Annotated in this window: 19 protein-coding genes; 18 read left to right on the plus strand and 1 reads right to left on the minus strand. The window is 46.7% G+C overall.

Annotation, left to right across the window (positions count from 1 at the left end; genetic code table 11):
- Positions 1-9 precede the first annotated feature (9 nt).
- The 8 genes from J2Z37_RS19685 to wecB all read left to right on the plus strand — a co-directional run bounded on the left by J2Z37_RS19685 (position 10) and on the right by wecB (position 8,166).
- Positions 10-741, plus strand: coding sequence for a ZIP family metal transporter (locus J2Z37_RS19685; RefSeq protein ID WP_209812023.1), 732 nt, complete (start codon positions 10-12; stop codon positions 739-741).
- 5 nt (positions 742-746) lie between these two features.
- A complete protein-coding gene (locus J2Z37_RS19690) occupies positions 747-1,193 on the plus strand; it encodes a low molecular weight protein arginine phosphatase (RefSeq protein ID WP_209812024.1) in 447 nt (148 codons plus the stop codon).
- Between the two features lie 68 nt (positions 1,194-1,261).
- Positions 1,262-2,545 (plus strand): methyl-accepting chemotaxis protein, encoded by a 1,284-nt coding sequence (locus J2Z37_RS19695; protein ID WP_209812025.1) that lies wholly within the window; start codon positions 1,262-1,264, stop codon positions 2,543-2,545.
- A gap of 1,241 nt (positions 2,546-3,786) precedes the next feature.
- Positions 3,787-4,233 (plus strand): ribose 5-phosphate isomerase B, encoded by a 447-nt coding sequence (gene rpiB / locus J2Z37_RS19700; protein WP_209812026.1) that lies wholly within the window; start codon positions 3,787-3,789, stop codon positions 4,231-4,233.
- Positions 4,230-4,799 (plus strand): TIGR01440 family protein, encoded by a 570-nt coding sequence (locus tag J2Z37_RS19705; protein ID WP_209812027.1) that lies wholly within the window; start codon positions 4,230-4,232, stop codon positions 4,797-4,799. The genes rpiB and J2Z37_RS19705 overlap by 4 nt, the downstream gene beginning before the upstream one ends.
- A gap of 136 nt (positions 4,800-4,935) precedes the next feature.
- Entirely contained in the window at positions 4,936-6,189 is a 1,254-nt protein-coding gene (locus tag J2Z37_RS19710; RefSeq protein WP_209812051.1) for a serine hydroxymethyltransferase, read from the plus strand.
- A 201-nt stretch (positions 6,190-6,390) separates the two neighbouring features.
- Positions 6,391-7,020, plus strand: coding sequence for a uracil phosphoribosyltransferase (gene upp / locus J2Z37_RS19715; protein ID WP_209812028.1), 630 nt, complete (start codon positions 6,391-6,393; stop codon positions 7,018-7,020).
- A gap of 15 nt (positions 7,021-7,035) precedes the next feature.
- Complete coding sequence (gene wecB, locus J2Z37_RS19720) at positions 7,036-8,166, plus strand: non-hydrolyzing UDP-N-acetylglucosamine 2-epimerase (RefSeq protein WP_209812029.1); 1,131 nt, start codon at positions 7,036-7,038, stop codon at positions 8,164-8,166.
- A gap of 532 nt (positions 8,167-8,698) precedes the next feature.
- Here wecB and J2Z37_RS19725 read toward each other — a convergent pair.
- Positions 8,699-9,574 carry a transposase gene (locus tag J2Z37_RS19725; RefSeq protein WP_209812030.1) on the minus strand — a complete coding sequence of 292 codons (876 nt, stop codon included), beginning with the start codon at positions 9,572-9,574 and terminating at the stop codon, positions 8,699-8,701.
- Positions 9,575-10,097: 523 nt separating this feature from the next.
- Here J2Z37_RS19725 and J2Z37_RS19730 point away from each other — a divergent pair.
- From J2Z37_RS19730 to atpA, 10 genes are all read left to right on the plus strand, one after another.
- Positions 10,098-10,712, plus strand: coding sequence for a TetR family transcriptional regulator (locus tag J2Z37_RS19730; protein ID WP_209812031.1), 615 nt, complete (start codon positions 10,098-10,100; stop codon positions 10,710-10,712).
- A 21-nt stretch (positions 10,713-10,733) separates the two neighbouring features.
- Complete coding sequence (locus tag J2Z37_RS19735; protein WP_209812032.1) at positions 10,734-12,008, plus strand: efflux RND transporter periplasmic adaptor subunit; 1,275 nt, start codon at positions 10,734-10,736, stop codon at positions 12,006-12,008.
- Entirely contained in the window at positions 12,005-15,118 is a 3,114-nt protein-coding gene (locus tag J2Z37_RS19740; protein WP_209812033.1) for an efflux RND transporter permease subunit, read from the plus strand. The genes J2Z37_RS19735 and J2Z37_RS19740 overlap by 4 nt, the downstream gene beginning before the upstream one ends.
- A gap of 674 nt (positions 15,119-15,792) precedes the next feature.
- A complete protein-coding gene (locus J2Z37_RS19745; RefSeq protein WP_209812034.1) occupies positions 15,793-16,023 on the plus strand; it encodes an AtpZ/AtpI family protein in 231 nt (76 codons plus the stop codon).
- Entirely contained in the window at positions 16,013-16,423 is a 411-nt protein-coding gene (locus tag J2Z37_RS19750; RefSeq protein WP_209812035.1) for an ATP synthase subunit I, read from the plus strand. The genes J2Z37_RS19745 and J2Z37_RS19750 overlap by 11 nt, the downstream gene beginning before the upstream one ends.
- A gap of 1 nt (position 16,424) precedes the next feature.
- Positions 16,425-17,147: a F0F1 ATP synthase subunit A gene (gene atpB, locus J2Z37_RS19755; protein WP_425340341.1), complete on the plus strand. Its 723-nt coding sequence runs from the start codon at positions 16,425-16,427 to the stop codon at positions 17,145-17,147.
- A 98-nt stretch (positions 17,148-17,245) separates the two neighbouring features.
- The gene (gene atpE, locus J2Z37_RS19760) at positions 17,246-17,467 is read left to right on the plus strand and encodes a F0F1 ATP synthase subunit C (protein WP_209812037.1); all 222 of its coding nucleotides are present in this window, start codon (positions 17,246-17,248) and stop codon (positions 17,465-17,467) included.
- Positions 17,468-17,608: 141 nt separating this feature from the next.
- On the plus strand, positions 17,609-18,118 hold the full coding sequence (gene atpF, locus J2Z37_RS19765; RefSeq protein ID WP_245203977.1) for a F0F1 ATP synthase subunit B: 510 nt from the start codon (positions 17,609-17,611) through the stop codon (positions 18,116-18,118).
- Entirely contained in the window at positions 18,115-18,663 is a 549-nt protein-coding gene (locus J2Z37_RS19770; protein ID WP_209812038.1) for a F0F1 ATP synthase subunit delta, read from the plus strand. Before atpF ends, J2Z37_RS19770 begins: the two co-directional genes overlap by 4 nt.
- Positions 18,664-18,679: 16 nt before the next feature.
- The gene (atpA, locus tag J2Z37_RS19775; protein WP_209812039.1) at positions 18,680-20,191 is read left to right on the plus strand and encodes a F0F1 ATP synthase subunit alpha; all 1,512 of its coding nucleotides are present in this window, start codon (positions 18,680-18,682) and stop codon (positions 20,189-20,191) included.
- Positions 20,192-20,221 lie beyond the last annotated feature (30 nt).

Here is a 20,221-nt window from a genome sequence, read left to right on the forward strand (position 1 = left end):
GAGGACACCATGGAGCTGATGATTCTCAGTTTGATAACTGGCTTGACGACGATGCTTGGTTCTGTTGGGGTGCTTTTTTTCGGGCAGCCGGGAAAACGGATTCTATCCTTTTACTTAGGGCTGTCAGCGGGAATTATGGTTTTGCTTGTGCTCGTCGATTTGCTACCGGCGGGGTTCGCCCAGGGACCCCTGGAAGCGGTGGGGATAGGTATGGGGCTGGGGATTTTAGTGATGCTTTTGCTCCATCAATTTCTGCACCAGGTTGGTGGGGATTCTGTGATTTCTTTAACCCCGCAGAGAAGAGAGTACTATCGCATGGGGCTTTTGATTTCGCTGGCGATTGCTCTGCATAATATTCCTGAGGGGATTGCGATCGGCGCTGGTTTTGAAACACATGAGCATTTGGGGCTGCTTATGGCGCTTTCCATTGCTTTACATAATATCCCGGAAGGGATTGGGCTTGCTGTTCCTTTTGTGATGGCCCAACTGCCGAAAAGAACGGTCATCTTCGCTTCGCTGGCGGTCAGTGCCTGTATTCCAATGGGTGCGCTGCTTGGGCAATGGCTTTTCATCGGCTCCCCTTTTATGGTTACACTGGGAATTGGTTTTGCCTGTGGGGCAATGGGGTATATTGTTTGGAAAGAGATTGCGCCAACGGCTATCAAATATGATCGGTTTTTTGCCCAGCTTGGAATGGGAGGCAGTCTCGTTCTTATGTATCTAGTTCATTTATTGAGGTGATCAAAATGAATATTTTATTTGTCTGTACGGGAAATACGTGCAGAAGCCCGATGGCGGAAGGAATCTTAAAGCAGCTCGCAGAGCAGCATGGGATTCCTCTTGCGGTTCAGTCGGCAGGGGTCTCTGCGATCCCAGGGGCTCCGGCTGCTGAGCATACGGTGACGATCCTAAAAAATCGCGGTGTCGAGCTGCAGCACGCTTCCCAATCCGTCACACCTGCTTTGATAGAGTGGGCGGACCTGATTTTAACGATGACGGGGGGACACAAGGAAATGCTTATTCACTATTTTTCCGAGGCCATTCCCAAGACTTACACGTTAAAAGAGTACGCGGATGAACCGAAAAATTGGGATATTGCTGATCCCTTCGGCGGGAGTTTGGAACATTATCAGCAGACCGAACGGGAACTTCAAGAATTCGTTGAAAAGATTCTAAGAAAACTGTCGAAATAGTGAAGGGTTTTTGGTTTTTGTGTCGAATCCTACCACTAGCATTTTAAAGGCTAGAGGTGAGAAGGATCGTGAAGAAAAAACATCGTTTTGGTTTGCAAAAAAAGATTGTCCTCGGGATTGCCTTGCTGTCTGCGGTTACATATGGGACAAGCTTTGCTATCTTGACTTTTTTATCTGACTATTTTTCCAGCTATTTTTCGGCAGGAGTCTTTCAAGGGATCGTCTTGTTGTTGGGAGTATTGTGGTCCAGTCTTTTTGGCTGGATTGCCGCACGAATGATCACCAAGCCGATTATTCAGTTGGAAAAGTCTGCGGAACAAGCCGCAACAGGTGATCTTCGTGTAAAAGTGGCGATTCCCAAAGGGGAAGACGAGCTTCGTTCTCTGGCCATCGCGTTTGAGCGGATGCTAAACAATTTGCAGCAGATGGTGCGCGATATTGAAGAGAATTTCCATCACACCGGGCAAAATGTAGAGGAATTGACGCAAGCCTCGCAAATTGCTGCAAATCAAGCGGAGCAGATTGGCTATACGATCGAGGGTATCGCCGTTGGTGCAAGGGAGCAGTCGGAAGCCACGCAAAGCATGCTCAGTTCGTTGGAAGAAGTCGACCATTTGGCTGATGAAGTGAATCTGCGCACGGATCAAACTCGTTCGATGACACAGAACATGGTTGGTACGATTGAAAAAAGCGCTCAGGTTGTTGGGAGTCTGGTTTCCGGAATGACTCGTTTGGCCGATGAAAATGAGCAGTCCATCGAGGTTGTCCGTCGTCTGGAGTTGAATGCCAAGGAAATTTCGGAAATCTCCAAGCTGGTTGGGGGGATTGCCGAACAGACGAATTTGCTTGCTTTGAACGCTTCGATTGAAGCAGCGAGAGCGGGAGAGCATGGCCGCGGGTTTGCCGTCGTTGCAGAAGAAGTGCGTAAGCTTGCTGACCAAAGCGGTCAAGCTGTTCAAGGGATCAACAAGCTGATCACTCAAATTCAGCAGGAAGTTTCGGTAGTCGTGAAGCAAATATCGGAGCAGGTTAAGTTGGCGAAAGTGGAGTCCGCCCGTGGTGAAGAGACGAATCAGGCTCTGCAAAATATCACCGAGTCCGTCGATCGAGTGGTCGATGCCATTGAGTACATTGTGGAAACCGTCGGTAGACAAGTGGTGAACATGAAGCAAACGTTAAACCAAGCTCGTTCCGTTGCCAAAATCGCCGAAGAAGCCTCTCTCGGCTCCCAAACCGCCGCCTCTGCGGCTCAGGAACAAACCGCGGTCATGGAAGAAATCGCCGCTGCTGGAATGGTCCTGCGTGAGCAAGCGGAGAAGCTGAAAGGCCACATTAGCCGGTTTACCGTTTAAAAGTATCAACTATCTGATCACTATCCCATGTGTTCAGGCTCAGTTTTGGCCGACTTTAGTCTGGTGAAGGAAGAAGATGTATTTCGATTTCGGACTATCTGGCCACTATCCCATGGGTTCAGGTCTGGATTTGACCGACTTTAGTCTGGTGAAGGAAGAAGATGTATTTCGATTTCGGACTATTTGACCACTATCCCATGTGTTCAGGCCCAGATCTGGCTGGACTGTAGTTTGGTGAAGGAAGAAGATGTATTTCAATTTCGGAATATCTGGCCACTATCCCATGGGTTCAGGGCTTGAATTGGCCGACTTTAGCCTGGTGAAGGAAGAAGATGTATTTTAATTTCGGAATATCTGACCACTATCCCATGTGTTCAGGGTTGAAATTAGGATACTTCTTTTTCATATTTCTTGACCTTGCGTAAAGGGACGAGTTTATTTTTGGAACTTGGGGGAATGTATTATCCCTAACTGTAAGTTGAAGGTCTATTGCTAAAAGAAGGGCGTACCTTATCCGAGGGAATAAGAGAATGGTCTGAGCCTGCCAATAATAAGTGGTGAAAATCCGCTTATTTGTCCATCCCATGGTTTTAGAAGCTAAATAAGCAGAGCATTTCCAGCTATTGTCGGAAAAATTGCGTAGAATGGGTATTTTAACAGGTTTAAACTGAAAAACTTCGCTTATTGAAACTAGGCACTTTTCCCTCCTCACCACAATAGGCCCAGCCCACATCCCGCAAAGTGAAGTTAAGGTCAGCCTTAGTCCCGGGGATAGTGGCCACAGGTATGAAGAAGGTAATGTATAGAAGCCCTAGGCTGAATTTACTCCCCTAAAAGAACTCACTGACAGGAAGGGATAGTAGTCACAGGGACTGAAGAAGGTAATGTATGGAGGCGCCAGGCTGAATTTACACCCCTAAAGAACTCACTGACAGAAAGGGATAGTGGCCACAGGGACTGAAGAAGGTAATGTATAGAGGCCCCAGGCTGAATTTAACTCCCCTAAAGAACTCACTGACAGGAAGGGATAGTGCCAACAAGGTCTGAAGATGGTAATGGATGGGGGTCTCAGCCTGATTTACCCCTAAAAGACTCTCTGACTAGAAGGGATAATGGCCACAAGGTCTCCAAAAACGAACATTATCACACAAATTTACATATATTATTCATAAAAAATTTCTATTGCCCTTTGCGATTATAGGGTATAATAGGGATGAATTGAAGGAAACGGAGGAGATATCTTGAAGGTTGCAATTGGCTCTGATCATGGCGGTTATCGTCTAAAAGAAGAAATTAAAGCGATGCTCGAAGCACAGCAAATAGAAGTCGTAGATCTTGGCTGTGATTGTGAACAATCAGTCGATTATCCGGATTATGCACTTCCTGTCGCTCAGAAAGTGGCCGCTGGGGAATGTGATCGGGGAATTCTCATTTGTGGAACAGGGATTGGGATGTCCATCGCGGCAAACAAAGTGAAAGGCATTCGTTGTGCGCTAGTGCACGATCTTTTCTCGGCAAAGGCCACCCGCGAGCACAATGATTCCAATATTCTGGCCATGGGGGAACGTGTTGTTGGACCCGGGCTTGCCTTGGAAATCGCGAAGGTTTGGCTGGGAACAGAATTTGCAGGCGGACGCCATGTCAATAGATTAAACAAAATCAACGAGATCGAGGCCAACCAGCGATGATTCTCGCCGAGATGGAGCAGCAAATTCGGAAAGTCGTCAAGGATTTGCTCCAAATCTATGCGATGGGCTCACAGCACATTCTCGTGATCGGGACAAGCACCAGTGAAGTGGTCGGAGAAAAAATTGGAACAGCAGGCAGCGCGCAGGCAGCGGAAGTGATTTTTCGTGTGCTAAAGGAAGAAAGCACCCGGCATGGTTTTCAGCTGGCCTTTCAATGCTGCGAGCATTTGAACCGTGCTCTTGTCGTAGAACGCCAAACAGCAAACCAATTTGTGTTAGACGAAGTCTCCGTCGTTCCGGTCCCCAAAGCTGGGGGTTCGATGGCGGCCCATGCTTTTTCCAACATGACAGATCCCGTCGTTGTCGAATCGATCAAGGCGCATGCCGGGATTGATATCGGCGATACTTTCATTGGAATGCATTTGCGCCATGTAGCCGTTCCGGTCCGCAGCTCAGTCCGTCAGATCGGAAACGCCCACGTAACGATGGCTTATACCCGTCCGAAGTTGATCGGCGGAAGCCGGGCTGTTTATACGCGAACACCTGGAAATGAAAGCTGTCGATAAAACCCAAACCATTTATAGAATAGAGAAAAAAATAGCTCGTTCTTTTTTTCATAAAAGAGCTTGCAAAAAGATAGGGTATCGATTGTGGTACGAGGAAACCATAGCAATAGATGATCATAAAAAGTGGAGGGAAACTATGTTTAAATATTTAGCAAAACAAGACCCGCAAGTGGCCGAAGCCATCAATAAAGAATTAGGACGGCAAAGAAACAATATTGAGTTGATTGCATCGGAAAACTTTGTCAGTGAAGCCGTTTTGGAAGCAATGGGAACCGTTCTTACCAACAAATATGCCGAAGGTTATCCAGGACGCCGTTATTATGGCGGTTGCGAATACGTGGACATCGCGGAAGACCTGGCTCGTGAGCGGGCAAAGCAGCTTTTTGGCGCCGACCATGCCAACGTTCAACCGCACTCCGGTTCCCAGGCCAACATGGGAGTTTATACAAGTGTGTTAAAACCAGGAGATACCGTACTTGGGATGAATCTTTCCCACGGCGGACACTTGACACACGGAAGCCCTGTTAACTTTTCCGGTACACTATACAACTTTGTCGATTATGGAGTATCAGCTGATACGCAAACCATTGACTACGAAGAAGTCCGTGCCAAAGCCCTCGAGCACAAGCCAAAGCTAATCGTTGCCGGTGCCAGCGCTTATCCACGTGTGATCGATTTTGCTCGCCTGCGCGAAATTGCCGATGAAGTCGGCGCTTATTTCATGGTGGACATGGCTCATATTGCTGGTTTGGTCGCAACAGGACACCATCCAAATCCAGTGCCATATGCCCATTTTGTTACAACCACCACCCACAAAACCTTGCGCGGACCACGCGGCGGTATGATTTTATGCAAGGAAGAGTTTGCAAAGGCGATCGACAAAGCCATCTTCCCAGGTATCCAAGGTGGTCCTTTAATGCATATGATCGGGGCCAAAGCCGTTGCTTTTGGTGAAGCTTTAAAACCAGAATTCAAAACGTACAGCGAAAACATCATCAAAAATGCGCAAGCCTTAGCAACATCTTTAAAAGAAGAAGGCTTGAACCTTGTATCTGGTGGAACCGATAACCACTTGGTATTGATTGATGTGCGTAGCGTAAACCTTACCGGAAAAGAAGCTGAGCATCTTCTTGACGAAGTAGGGATTACAACAAACAAAAACACCATTCCATTTGACCCAGCAAGCCCATTTGTTACAAGCGGTGTGCGGATCGGTACCCCTGCGGTGACCACCCGTGGATTTGATGAAGCAGCTTTGACAGAAGTCGGCTCTATCATCGCCCTTGTACTGAAAAACCCTGCAGACGAAGCGAAAAAGGAAGAAGCCCGCAAACGCGTCGCCGCGCTTTGTGAGAAATTCCCGCTTTACCCTGGTATGCAGTTGGTGTAAGTGAAGTTGTATACTGTCTGTCACTGATTGAAGTCCAGTCCCTTTTTGGGGGCTGGATTTTTTAAGTTCGCGGTCTAAAACTGGCAAGAGTTGTTCAAGAACCTATTTCCTTCCACTCTCTGGTTTATGATATAATTAGTCCCGGCATGAAGAGGAAACGAAGCGTACATACTAAAGCCTATAGCATAGGAGGGTGAAAACATGGGAAATTTATACGTTTTTGATCATCCCTTGATCCAACATAAACTTTCGTACATAAGAGATAAAAATACCGGTACTAAGGAATTTCGAGAGCTGGTCGATGAAGTGGCCATGCTGATGGCCTATGAAATTACAAGGAATATGCCGCTCGAAGAAATTGAAGTAGAAACCCCTGTGACGAAATGCAAATCAAAAGTCATTTCCGGAAAAAAGGTCGGACTCGTGCCAATTCTTCGTGCAGGAATTGGAATGGTTGACGGGGTCCTCAAGCTGATCCCCGCTGCAAAGGTTGGTCATGTTGGGCTGTACCGTGATCCTGACACTTTACAGCCAATCGAATACTACCTCAAGCTTCCGTCTGATGTTACGGAGCGAGAATTTATTGTGATAGACCCGATGTTAGCGACGGGAGGGTCTGCAGTTGCAGCTTTAACGGCATTGAAAAAACGGGGGGCGCGACATATTAAGTTGATGTGCCTAGTCTCTGCTCCGCAAGGTATTGAAAAAGTTCAGGAAGAGCATCCAGATGTTGATATTTATGTTGCTGCAGTGGATGAAGGACTGAATGACCATGGCTATATCGTACCTGGTTTAGGGGATGCAGGAGATCGATTGTTTGGAACAAAATAAGGGAGAGTTGGGGAAATGAAGAAAAAGGTGCTGACCGTTTTTGGGACAAGACCCGAAGCGATCAAAATGGCTCCACTTGTCCACGAATTAAAAAAGTATCCAGAATTAGAGACATATGTTTGTGTAACAGCCCAGCATCGCCAGATGCTGGACCAAGTGCTGGAGATTTTTCAAATTGAGCCTGACTATGATTTAAATATTATGAAGGATCGTCAGACGTTGATTGAAATTACCAACCGTGCACTGGCTGGTCTAGATGGGGTTATGAAGGAATTAAAGCCGGACATCGTGCTGGTGCATGGGGATACCACCACGACTTTTGTCGCGAGCTTGGCTGCGCTTTATAATCAGGTAGCTGTCGGACATGTTGAGGCTGGACTACGAACCTACAACAAATATTCACCATATCCGGAAGAAATGAATCGCCAGTTAACGGGGGTTATCGCAGACCTGCACTTTTCTCCAACGAAAGTGTCTGCAGCTAACTTGAAAAAGGAAAACAAACTAGATCAGTCGATTTTCATTACTGGAAACACAGTGATCGACGCGCAAAAAACAACCGTTCGCAAAGATTACACACATCCTGTCCTGGAGGAACTTGAGGGAAATCGACTCGTCTTGATGACTGCGCATCGACGCGAAAACCTCGGAGAACCCATGAGGGGCATGTTCCGAGCGATCCGCCGGCTTGTCGAGACACATTCCGATATTGCGGTCGTCTACCCAGTCCACCTGAATCCAGCGGTAAAAGAAGCAGCCGACGAAATTCTCGGCAGCCACCCTAGAATTAAGTTAATCGCGCCACTTGATGTCGTTGATTTTCATAATTTTATGTCCCGTTCCCACTTGATTTTGACCGATTCCGGTGGCGTCCAAGAGGAGGCACCAGCTTTCGGCGTTCCCGTTCTAGTGTTAAGGAACACAACCGAGCGTCCGGAGGGAATTGAGGCAGGGACCCTTAAGCTTGCTGGTACAGATGAAAGTACCATCTTTGAAATGGCCCATGAATTGCTCACAGACGAAGAGGCCTATGCCAAAATGTCGAAAGCAGCCAACCCCTACGGTGACGGAGAAGCCTCACGCCGAATCGTCGAGGCTATTTTATATTACTATGGATTCCGGTCAGAGCCACCTGATAGCTTTTAAGGATCCTTTTCATAATGAGCAATCTAACCCTAGAGGCCGACCAAGTATGGTTGGTCTTTTTTGACGAGTTGGTGAAAAGCTCACAGAGCATACTTAAGCAAGGCCAGGGCCCCGGGTAATATGTACTTTTTGATTCCTTGTAACCACTCTCCCATTCCCTCAGTAAAAATATCTCTGAAAAATGCTCTTTTGTTTTGGTGATCATCGCCTAGATGGGATGTATCCTTTTTGTTCCCTGTGTCCATTATCCCTTTTCCTCAGAAAAAATATTTTAATCCATTTTAATCCATGTGCCCATGTGTTTCTCTAAATCAGGCTTATATAAAATTCTTAATCCTATAAGATTCATAGGAGTCTAGAAGATACAACAGGGTCAAAAGTGATATGAGGATAGTAGAGCCAAAATATAATCAAAAGATTAGAGAGTTCGGGTTGTGGAACACATGTGCATTCCAAATAAGCCAACGTAGTAACTTTAGTTGGATTTCCCCCCGAGTAGAATCAACTTACAACCCCACAGAATTCCAAGCTGCTACCAAGGCATTCCAATCATATGCGCGTATCGCACCCGTTTCCCTTTTTCCTTTAGTACTTTGTAAGTAATTCTTTGGGAAGATAAGCATAGCTGAATAAGACCCTGGAAGATGGGTTTTTGATCTAACGTTTGGTTCAATCGGAAGCAAAACTCGTCTAAATAAGCCTGTAAATGACGCACTCCAATTCCGTGAAAGGTGTCGTTGAGCCACGCATTTGCCTTTTTGAAAATAGGGTATCCGATTTTTAATTTGCGAGGTTTTAATCTCTCGGTGATAAACTCTACTTTGGAATTTTCCTCAATCCATCTGGATGCAAATGACATTTTTTCGGCAGGGTAAATACGCCTCTCTTTTGGTGCTTGTGTGAGAAGTTTCATTTTGATGTAGGTGGGCTCTTTTTGGTCATTAAGGGTTGTGCCAACAAGGAGCAGATGTTCTTCAGGATGGGTTTGGTGAGTTATGTTGTAGGGGCGGCCGTAACAGGCATCATGGACTTGAACTATGCCGGATAAAGCGTTCGATGCATCGGATTCACTCATGGCATGGCGAATCTTTTGGAGCATAAGCCAGGCTGTTTTGTAAGTCACTTTAATTGTTTCTTTCAATTGAACGGCACTGATTCCGGTGGAAGGGCGTGAAACGAGGAAGATCGCCGTAAACCATTTTTGCAGGGTGGTGCCGCTTCCTTCCATAATCGTTCCCACGGTTAAAGAGGCCTGATAGTGACACCCAGCACATTCATAGAGTGGGAGCCGGCGGGTGTTTATTCTATAGAAATGACGATGGCTGCATTTAGGACAAATAAACCCATTGGGCCATTTGGAATGAAACAGATGGTCTGCACAGGCTTCTTCCGATTGAAATTGATCCATAAATTATTCCAGGGTCAACTCGTTCATAATAAATCCTCCCTTTGTGCGAACGTGTATTCTACTCACAGAATAACAAACGAATGTTCGTGTGTAAAGATAAAGTTTTCGACAAAGTGGCCTAGCCACCAAACCTGATACCATGGGATAGTGGCCAAAGGAATTAAAAAATAGATAGGGATATACCGGGATCTGGGACAGGAAAGTAAATCCTAAAGCCCGCCAACCTCCAACCTGATGCCAAGGGATAGTGGTCACAGATTTATAAGGTCACACAAAGGTCCAGGGTGCAGGCCAATTTCAAAGCGGCACGCCTGACGGGATGGGATAGTGGCTACAGGGAAGAAAAATACACATCCACACCATACCTGCAGCACCCCTCAAACTTCTAAAAAATTTTTATTGACACCACACACCACGTGGATATATTATCCAATTAAACAATCATTTAAAACAAACATTTAATTAAAATAAACGTTTAACAACAAGCAATCAAAATCTAAAAATCGAACCGGAGGATACCAAAATGTCTCAGCAGCAGGATCCATCACAACAAGACGTAAGCATCAAAACAAAAATTCTTTTAGCAGCAAAAAAATTGTTTAGTCAACAGGGATATGACGGGACGAGTGTGCGGCAAATTTGCGAGGAAGCAGGGGGGAATGTTGCGCTGGTTTCTTATCATTTTGGAGGGAAAGAGAACGTTTTTCGGGCAATTTTTGAAGAATATTTCCCAGGGAAGGATCTGGGACAGTATGAAGCGGAATTTCAAGACCCTGTAAATGGGATGAAAGTGTTGATTCGGGGTGTTCTTGAATTTTTTGCGCAGGATGAGGAATTATCGAGAATCATTCATCAGGAATTAACAATGCAGAGCCCGCGAACCGAAATCGTGGAGGGCTTTGTCATGCCGGTTTGGGGCAAAATGCGAGAATTACTAGAGATGGGGAAGGAACGCGGAGTGTTCCATTTTCAATCGGTTGACATCGTGTTTTTCTTGACGATCGGTGCGCTTACCTATCACCACAATTGCCGGGCGGTACAATCATGGATGGCAAACCAGGAAACGGATTTAAACGAAACGATTGAGGCGGCGATGGGATTTATTTTGCAAGGATTAGGTTGTCAAATAGAAAAGTAGAGAGGATTCGGAGGGGTTTTTATGAGGAAACGGGCGAGTGCGGTGTTTGCGACACTGTTATTGGTAGGGGTGGCCGGCGCGCTGGGCGGATGCAGTGAGTCAAAGGAAGTGAGTTTTGCGGGATCGGAGGCAAAAGTCGTCGAGACCACCGAGGTGAATCAGAAAACAATCACACAGGTGACGGAGCTTTCTGGAACGTTGGAGGCGAGCGAACGGACGCAGGTAGCATTTGAAGTGGCCGGGAGAATCGTGAAACTGGATCGGGAGCAAGGAGAGAAGATCAACCAGGGGGACGTCTTAGGAAAACTGGATGATACAGACTATCAGTTGAGCCTGCAAAGAGCGACAACAGGAGTAGATCAGGCCAAGGCAGCATTAGAAAAAGTGCAGAATGGGGCACGCGCTCAAGAAGTGGAACAGGCCAAATTGGGATTGCAAAGGGCTCAGTTGAACTATGAAAAAGCGATGGAGGACCAGGGGAAATACGAGCAGCTTTATCAAAGTGGAGCGGTTTCTAAGGATACGCTGGATACGATGGCTTTGAAAGCGGAGTTGGCGGAGCGCGATTTGAAAAACGCCGAAGAGGGCTTATCTATGATCATGGAAGGAGCGAGACCGGAGGATAAGGAGACGACAAAATCAGTTTATGAACAAAATTTGATATTAAAGGAACAAGCGGAAAAAACCTTGCAAAAAACAGTCTTAAAATCCCCGGTCTCTGGAACGATTATCACCAAGTTTGCCAGCGAAGGACAGCTGATCAACCCAGGAACCCCGATTTATGAGGTGGGGGATGTCAATCAATTAAAGGTGATCCTTCCCGTCCCCGATCGAGAAATCGCCGATTGGTCAATCGGAGATCAAGTGGAGCTGAAGCTTTACGAGGACGCAAAGAAGGGTACGGTCGCGCAAATTTATCCGGCAACAAACCAGGGGACCGGAACGATTGGGATAGAGGTCAAAGTCGATAATCAGGATCGGAAATGGTTTGTGGGTCAGGTAGTGAAAGCCACCCACGAGAAAAAAGGAGCAAAAGGCCTGTTCGTTCCCGTTTCTGCTGTGGTGAGTACAGGAGGAAAGCAGCCATTTGTCTTCCTGGTCAAAGATCAGAAAGCCCACAAGCAGCTGGTGGAGATTGGAGAATTAGTGGATAACCAACTGCAAATTCTTTCCGGCCTGACAGAAGGGGATATCGTCGTCGCAAAAGGGGCAGACCGCCTGTTTGACGGGGATACGCTCCAGACTCAGACTCAGTCCTCACCCATACCCGAAGCGGGAGGAGGCAGCGGCAAGTGATTGAATACCTCGTTCGCAAACGCAAAATTACCCTGCTTTTTTTCGTCATGGTGACTTTATCGGGGATCCTGAGCTTTTTACAACTACCAAAGCAGGAACTGCCGGAAATTACGATCACCATGGCAACGGTGACCACGATCTATCCAGGGGCGAGCCCGAAAAAAGTGGAACAGACCGTCACCCAAAAGATTGAGGATAAAATCAATGAGCTGCAGGGGTTGAAGTCGATTACCTCGACGTCTTCGCTAGGGGTATCGTCGATCATTGTGGAAACCGAGAACGGCGTGGACCCGAAAAAGAAATGGGAAGAACTGCGTAAAAAGGTCAAAGACGCTGAAGCAGACCTCCCCGTTGAAGCGAAAATGCCGATCATCAACGATGACCTGAATCGGACGTTCGTGCAAACGATCAATTTGTCGGCGGATTCGTTTGAACAGCTGTATAGCATTCGCGAACTCGCTAAGAATTGGAAGGATCGCCTGCGGACTATTCCCCATGTGGCCGATGTGACGATCGATGGGCTACCGGAAAAGGAAGTGAGCATCGAAATTGACACGCAAAAACTGCAGCAATACGGCATCAGCGTGAACCAGGTGCTTGGCGCGATCCAAAAGGAAAACGACCGCACGCCTTTAGGGGACTATCAGCTGAAAGGAAGAACCTACGAGCTGCGGATGCTTGAGATGGAGGATCCTGAGCAGTTTGCACAAACCCTGATTACCCGCACAAAAGAAGGACAGCCGGTTTATCTGCAGGACATCGGGACGGCCAAGTTGACCACGGAGCGGGTTAAACAGTTTGTTTACCACAACGGGCGGCCGGCAATATCGATTAGTATTAATTCCGAGTTTGGGGCCGATGTCCCATCGCTTCAGGAAAAAGTCGAAAATACGATGGCGGAACTGACTAAAAACAAGCCGACCTGGCTAGATGTCGAATCCGTTTATTCGCAGCAGGAACGGGTCGCGGAGCTTTTTCATGATTTAACAAAGGAAATGTTGATCGCCATTTTTGCCGTGATTTTCGTCTGCACCTTGGGACTGAATATGATTACCTCGCTTGTCGTTGCGCTGGCGATCCCGATTTCCATCGCGGTGGGGATGATCCCGCTGCCGTACATGGGAGTGAGTCTCAACCAAATCACGATCGTGGGACTGATTATCGTGCTGGGGATCCTGGTCGACGATGCCGTGGTGGTAAACGACAATATCGAGCGCAGACTTAGCGTGTTGAAGGAAAGCCCGTACATAGCAGCAGTGAAAGGGAGCAAAGAAGTCTCACTTTCCATCTTGACCGCTACTTTGGCGACAATTTGTTCCTTCGGGCCGTTGTTTTTCCTGGAGGGAAATGCTGGGCAATTTATTCGCGCAATCCCCATCATCATCACCATGTCGATGCTGGCATCGATGGTGATGTCGCTGACGATTATCCCGATTTTTCGGGAGTGGCATGAAAGCCGTAAGAAAAATACCGCAGGCACTGACCAATACCGCAAGCCGGCGGGTCTTTTGGGAAGACAAATTCAGTCCCTGACCAAATGGTATAGTGGCCATATGATGCCGAAAATGTTACAGAAGCCCCTACTCACTGGACTGGTGGGGATCCTGATCGGGACCTCGGCTTATGGGTTGATTCCGCTGATTCCGGTGCAGCTTTTCCCGATTGCCAACCGGGCAGAAATGTACGTCAATGTGAAGTCGGTACCAGGCAGCAATGTCGAGGAAACCAATCGGCTTGTGCAGGATGTTGGGGGTTGGCTGCAGAAGCAGCCGGGAGTTGAATTGGTAGCCGCCTACTCCGGGCAATCGGCACCGAAAATGTTTGGTGGGGACACGGGAAACGGATCAGGGGAAAATGTGGGGCAGATTATCCTCCGGCTGGACCGGGAAAAAATCCGCACCATGGATGTCGTGCCAATCTGGAACGAACAATTTAAACAGCTTTTCCCGGGAACACAAATCACCGCAAAAGAACTGGAAACAGGACCGCCGGTGGGTGCACCTGTTTTAATTCGGATTTTCGGGGAGGACTTGAATACCCTGCGCACGCTATCAGAAGAAGTGAAGGTCCTCGTGGCCAAAACCGCAGGAACGAAGGAGATCGATGACTCGTTTGGGGTGGAGAAAAATATCCTCCAGTTCAGCCTGAACAAACCGGTGATGGATCAACTGATGGTGAACGCGGGCGATGTTTCGAGGGCGATTCGGCTAGTTAGCGAGGGAATGACCGTATCCAAATTTGATGATGGCGAAGACCTCGTGGACATCGTTGTGCGGATGAAGCAGAGAGAAGGCGATCCGGCGCAGGTGTTTCAAAAGCTCACCGTAACCAACGCGGTCGGACAGCAAATTCCACTATCACAAATCATTACCGTGAAACCGGAGTTTGCTTTGGGAAAGATTTCTCATTACAATTTGTCCCGTGTCGTATCGATCAGCGCAGATGTTAAGGGAAGGACAGCGACAGAGGTGATGACCGAACTGCGCCCAAAACTAAATGAGCTGCAAGCAGGGTGGGCGGATGGGTACCACTTTGAAATCGGTGGGGAAACCTCGGAGCAAACCGATATTTTTATCGACATGGGGAAGCTTTCCGTCATCGTGGTGTTCCTGATCCTGATCCTGATCGCCATGCAGTTTTATTCGCTTTCCATCCCGATTCTCGTGCTGAGCACAATCTACCTGGCGTTTGCAGGCAGCCTGATCGGATTATATATTACTCAAACACCGCTAGGCTTTATGACGATGATGGGGGTAATCAGTCTGGCGGGGATCGTTGTGCGAAATGGGATCGTGTTTGTGGAATTTATTGAGGATGCGCGAAAAGAGGGTGTGGAGCTGCATCAAGCGGTGATCAAAGCAGGGGAGGCGAGAATGCGCCCGATTCTTCTCACCTCAGCAACAGCCGTCAGTGGCTTGACACCGCTCGCGACCATTGGGGATGTGCTGTTTCGTCCGTTGGCGGTGACAATCATTTTCGGGCTAATCTTTTCTACGTTGTTAACGCTGATCATCGTACCGAGCCTGTACGTGGTGATCGCGAAACGAAAAATGAAAAAGGTGAAACCACCGCGACAATTTCAGGCACCACATGGGGACTTGAATATGTAATGAGCTGGAGAAAGAGGAAATGGTCATCATCGAGGTTATGAAGACCAAAATGTGCTTTGGAGAAAGAGGAAACGGTCATCATCAAGGTTATGAAGACCAAAATGTGCTTTGGAGAGAGAGGAAACGGTCATCATCGAGGTTATGAAGACCAAAATAGGCTCTGGAGAAAGTGGAAACGGTCGTCATCGAGGGTATGATGACCAAAATGTGCTTTGGAGAGAGAGGAAACGGTCATCATCAAGGTTATGAAGACCAAAATAGGCTCTGGAGAAAGTGGAAACGGTCGTCATCGAGGGTATGATGACAAAGCAACTGGAAGCATCCCGGGCTAAGCCCAACTCAAGCTAGAATCGCGACAGTCGGAGCCATCCTGCTCGCCTCCCCCGGACCTGCGCTCGCCTTCCCAACCTTAACACTGTGCTGACAGGTGCAATGTGTGTCTAAATCGTGACAAAAGCAGGACATCATGTTGACAAAAGTGTAGCGAATCAGTACTATGATTGAGGGATGTTTACTAGGCTTTGAACGAAAGTTTCTGTCCCACTTTCTATACAATCACATAGAGTATTTGTATTTTGGTTAAGATAGGAAATGAAACGATCTGTGAGAGGTAGGCAGTTCTACCTCTATTCGTGATGGAGTTCTGTAACCAACAACCCGAGGGGGTTAGCGATATGAACGGTCCAGAATCACCATGGAAAGCTGTTACACTCGTGAGTGTTATTGGCATGGATATAGTCCTGTGCGTACTTCTTGGAGTTTGGCTGGGACGGAAGCTGGACGCTTACTTTGGAACAGGACCATGGCTGATGGTTGTGGGCGTTTTTGTCGGATTAGCGGCAGGCGTGCTGATCATCATCCCGATCATTAGACGGTTTTTAGGAGATCAACCCGATGATAGATGAGTATTCCTTTCGTATACGACGTGTAGTACAATGGACCATGTTTGTTATAGCCGGGAGCATTCTCGGTTGGGGGTTCACCTCACCGCATTACCAACCTTGGTTTGCAGGACTTGGGTTAGGAACCACGATTGGACTGATCAGTGCGGTGTTCACTGCCTGGAAAGTACATAAAGTGGGGGAAGTCGCAATCCAACATCAGGGCAAAAAAAAGCAAGTCTCCTTGGGAATGCCCACCCGCTTAGCTTTAGCCGTATTGGCAACCGTGATCACACTCCAATATTCGGAGATTTTCCATATTGCAACAATGGTAATAGGTTTGATGATTCCTTCAATCATTGCTTTAGTTGATGCTTTATTGTACAACTTGTTACACTCTCATACAGATGAAGGAGGTGAATAATTTGGAACACAGTAAACCACTCGTTACCTTATTTGGTCTTGACTTTAACCAATCTACCGTTTTGATGTCGACCATCGCCGCTTTGATCGTTTTTGTAATTGCAAGAGCAGGGGCAAAAGTCGTGACAAATCAAAACACAACAGCACCTTCTGGAATGCAAAATTTTATGGAATGGGTCATAGAATTCGTTCGTAATACGATTGCTAGCACCATGAGCTTGAAGCAAGGGGAGCGTTACATTGTTCTTGGCTTAACCTTGTTGATGTTTATCTTTGTCTCAAATATGTTGGGACTTCCATTAGCGATCGTTTCCGATCATGAGCTTTGGTGGAAATCACCAACGGCAGACCCGCATGTTACCTTAACCCTATCTGTGACAGTTATACTTCTTACACAAATCTTCGGGATCAAGGAACATGGTATTGGAGGCTGGATCTCAAGCTATTTGAAGCCACAGTCTTGGATGCTTCCCTTAAACTTAATCGAGCAATTTGCGAACACATTAACGTTAGGTCTTCGTCTATTCGGGAACATTTATGCAGGTGAGGTTTTATTAGGCCTTCTTGCTGCATCTGTTCATTCTGGATTCTTGGCGATGATTGGAGCAGCCATCCCGATGTTGGTATGGCAGGCATTCAGTATCTTTGTCGGAACGATTCAGTCGTTCGTATTCTTAATCTTGACCATGGTTTATATTGCCCACAGGGTAAGCCATGATCACTAATTTATCTAGGTATTCCTATCTCAAATCCCTTTCATTTTGAGGTTTGAAATATAAGAACAAAAAATAATTCAGTTTAAATTTAAAGGAGGATTTCTGTTATGTCAGGAATTTTAGCAGCAGCAATTGCAGTAGGACTTGCAGCGATCGGAGCAGGTATCGGTAACGGTCTAATCGTAGGAAACACAGTTTCTAGTATTGCACGTCAACCAGAGCTTCGTGGAACACTACAAACCACTATGTTCATCGGTATCGGTCTTGTTGAGGCGATTCCAATCATCGCGGTTGTTATCGCATTTATGGCATTAGGATCCGGTGCTTAAGATTTGAAAAAAGGAAAATGGCGATGGTTCGCTACTGTTGGACCTCGCCATTCCTTATGTTTTTCATCAGTATTGGTATTCATCCGTTCAGGCTACCCTAAACGTTTGGTCTGCCAAGTGCAGTACACCTTAGTCAAGTGAATGAGGAAGGAAGTGAAAAGTATGTTCCATATTGAATGGGGTACAGCCCTTTATCAGCTTTTCATCTTTATCGTGCTATATATTCTTCTTCGCAAATATGCATTCGGCCCAATTATGGGAATTATGGAAGCACGTCAGAAGAAGATCGAAAGTGATATTCAAACTGCCGAGAAGAATCGTGAAGATGCGATCAAACTTCTGGAAGATCAAAAAACAGAATTATCCAACGCTCGTAAAGATGCACAGAAAATTATTGAAACCGCTCGTTTGACCGCTGAAAAGCAAGCAGATGATCTACTTGCCAGAGCGAAGGATGAAGCCGAGCAATTTAAGAAATCTGCGCAAACCGAGATTACCCGCGAGAAGGAACAAGCCATGGCTGCCCTTCGTGAGCAGGTTGGCATGTTGTCTGTGATGATCGCTACGAAAATCATTGAAAAAGAATTAGACGATAAACAGCAGGAAAAATTGGTCGAAGACTTTCTTAAAGAGGTAGGCGAAGCGAAATGAGTAAAGGCGTGGTAGCAAAGCGTTATGCCCTTGCCCTTTTTGAAGTCGCCTCTGCAAAGCAGCAAATCAATGAAGTGGAGCAAGAGCTTCAATTGATCACGCAAATCTTAAACGACAATCCTGCCTTTTTGCAATTCCTGCAGCATCCACAGATCGCGAAGGAAAACAAGAAGAAGGAATTTGAACAGGCCTTTGATGGAAAAATATCCGAAACTGTCATGAATTTCACAGGATTATTGATCGATAGAAACCGGGAAGAGATCCTCACCTCAGTCCTCAGCTTTTTCGTGGAAAAGGCCAATGAAGAGCGCGGCTTAGTTGATGCTATGGTGACTTCCGTTAGACAGCTGTCAGAAGAGGAAAAGCAAGGTTTAGCAAAATCCTTTGAGAAGCTGTTGAACAAGAAAATCCGCATTGAAAACAAGATCGATGCTTCGATCATGGGCGGTGTTGTGGTTCAGATCGGCGACCGTCTTTATGATGGAAGCACGAAGGGCAAGCTGCATCGTATCGAACAAAAAATTATGCAGTCTCAAGTACGGTAGATAGGGGGTACTAGCTTTGAGTTCAATCAGACCTGAAGAAATTAGTTCTCTGATCAAGCAGCAAATTGAGAACTATAAATCTGATATAGAAGTTGCAGATGTAGGTACAGTTATTGTAATCGGTGACGGGATTGCTCGTGTACACGGTTTGGAAAAAGCCATGGCCGGAGAACTTTTAGAGTTCGCAAACGGTGTTATGGGTATGGTGTTAAACCTTGAAGAAGACAACGTAGGGGTTGTTATCCTCGGTCCTTTCACAGGCATTAAAGAGGGTGACCAAGTTAAGCGTACCGGACGGATCATGGAGGTTCCTGTTGGGGAAGCCCTTCTTGGACGTGTTGTGAACCCACTTGGACAGCCTATCGATGGACTTGGTCCAATCGAAACGACGCAGTTCCGCGCAGTTGAATCACCAGCACCTGGTGTTATGGCTCGTAAATCCGTTCATGAGCCAATGCAAACAGGTTTAAAAGCGATTGACGCTTTGGTTCCAATCGGACGTGGTCAGCGTGAGTTGATCATCGGTGACCGTCAAACAGGTAAAACAACCGTTGCGATCGATACGATCTTGAACCAAAAAGGCAAAAACATGGTTTGTATCTATGTTGCCATCGGACAAAAGCAATCCACCGTTGCTGGGGTTGTTGAAACCCTTCGTAAAAATGGTGCGCTTGACTATACCATCGTCGTTTCCGCGACAGCATCTGATCCTGCTCCATTGTTGTTCTTGGCTCCTTATGCAGGTTGTGCAATGGGTGAGTTCTTCATGTACAATGGCGGACACGTGCTTTGCGTATATGATGACTTAACTAAACAAGCGATGGCTTATCGTGAGCTTTCCTTGCTACTTCGCCGTCCTCCAGGTCGTGAAGCCTATCCAGGGGATGTATTCTATCTTCACTCCCGTTTGTTAGAGCGTGCAGCGAAGTTAAATGATGATTTAGGTGGAGGATCCTTAACTGCCCTTCCATTCATCGAAACCCAAGCGGGTGACGTTTCTGCTTATATTCCAACTAACGTAATTTCCATTACCGATGGACAGATCTTCCTTGAGTCTGACTTGTTCTACTCCGGGGTTCGTCCTGCGATCAACGCCGGTATCTCCGTATCTCGTGTAGGGGGATCTGCGCAGATCAAAGCGATGAAGAAAGTTGCTGGTACACTTCGTCTTGACTTGGCTCAGTATCGTGAACTTCAAGCGTTTGCTCAGTTCGGATCTGACTTGGATAAAGCAACCAAAGCTCGTTTGGATCGTGGGGAGCGTACGGTTGAAATCTTGAAGCAAGGTGTTAACGAGCCAATGGCCGTTGAAAAGCAAGTTCTTTCCTTGTACGCCTTGACCAAAGGGTTCATGGATGATGTGGCTGTCGAAGATATCCGTCGTTTCGAAAGTGAACTTCATGCGTTCTTTGATACCAATAAAAAAGATTTGTTAGACCATATCGTAAATTCGAAAGAATTGCCACCAGAGGATCAGTTGAAAGCTGGAATCGAAGAGTTCAAAAAAGGCTTTGCGTCCTCGAAATAATCTAAAAATCGATTCAAAAAAAGGTGGTGA

Origin of the sequence: Ammoniphilus resinae, assembly GCF_017873965.1 — a bacterium.
Lineage (GTDB): Bacteria > Bacillota > Bacilli > Aneurinibacillales > RAOX-1 > Ammoniphilus_A > Ammoniphilus_A resinae.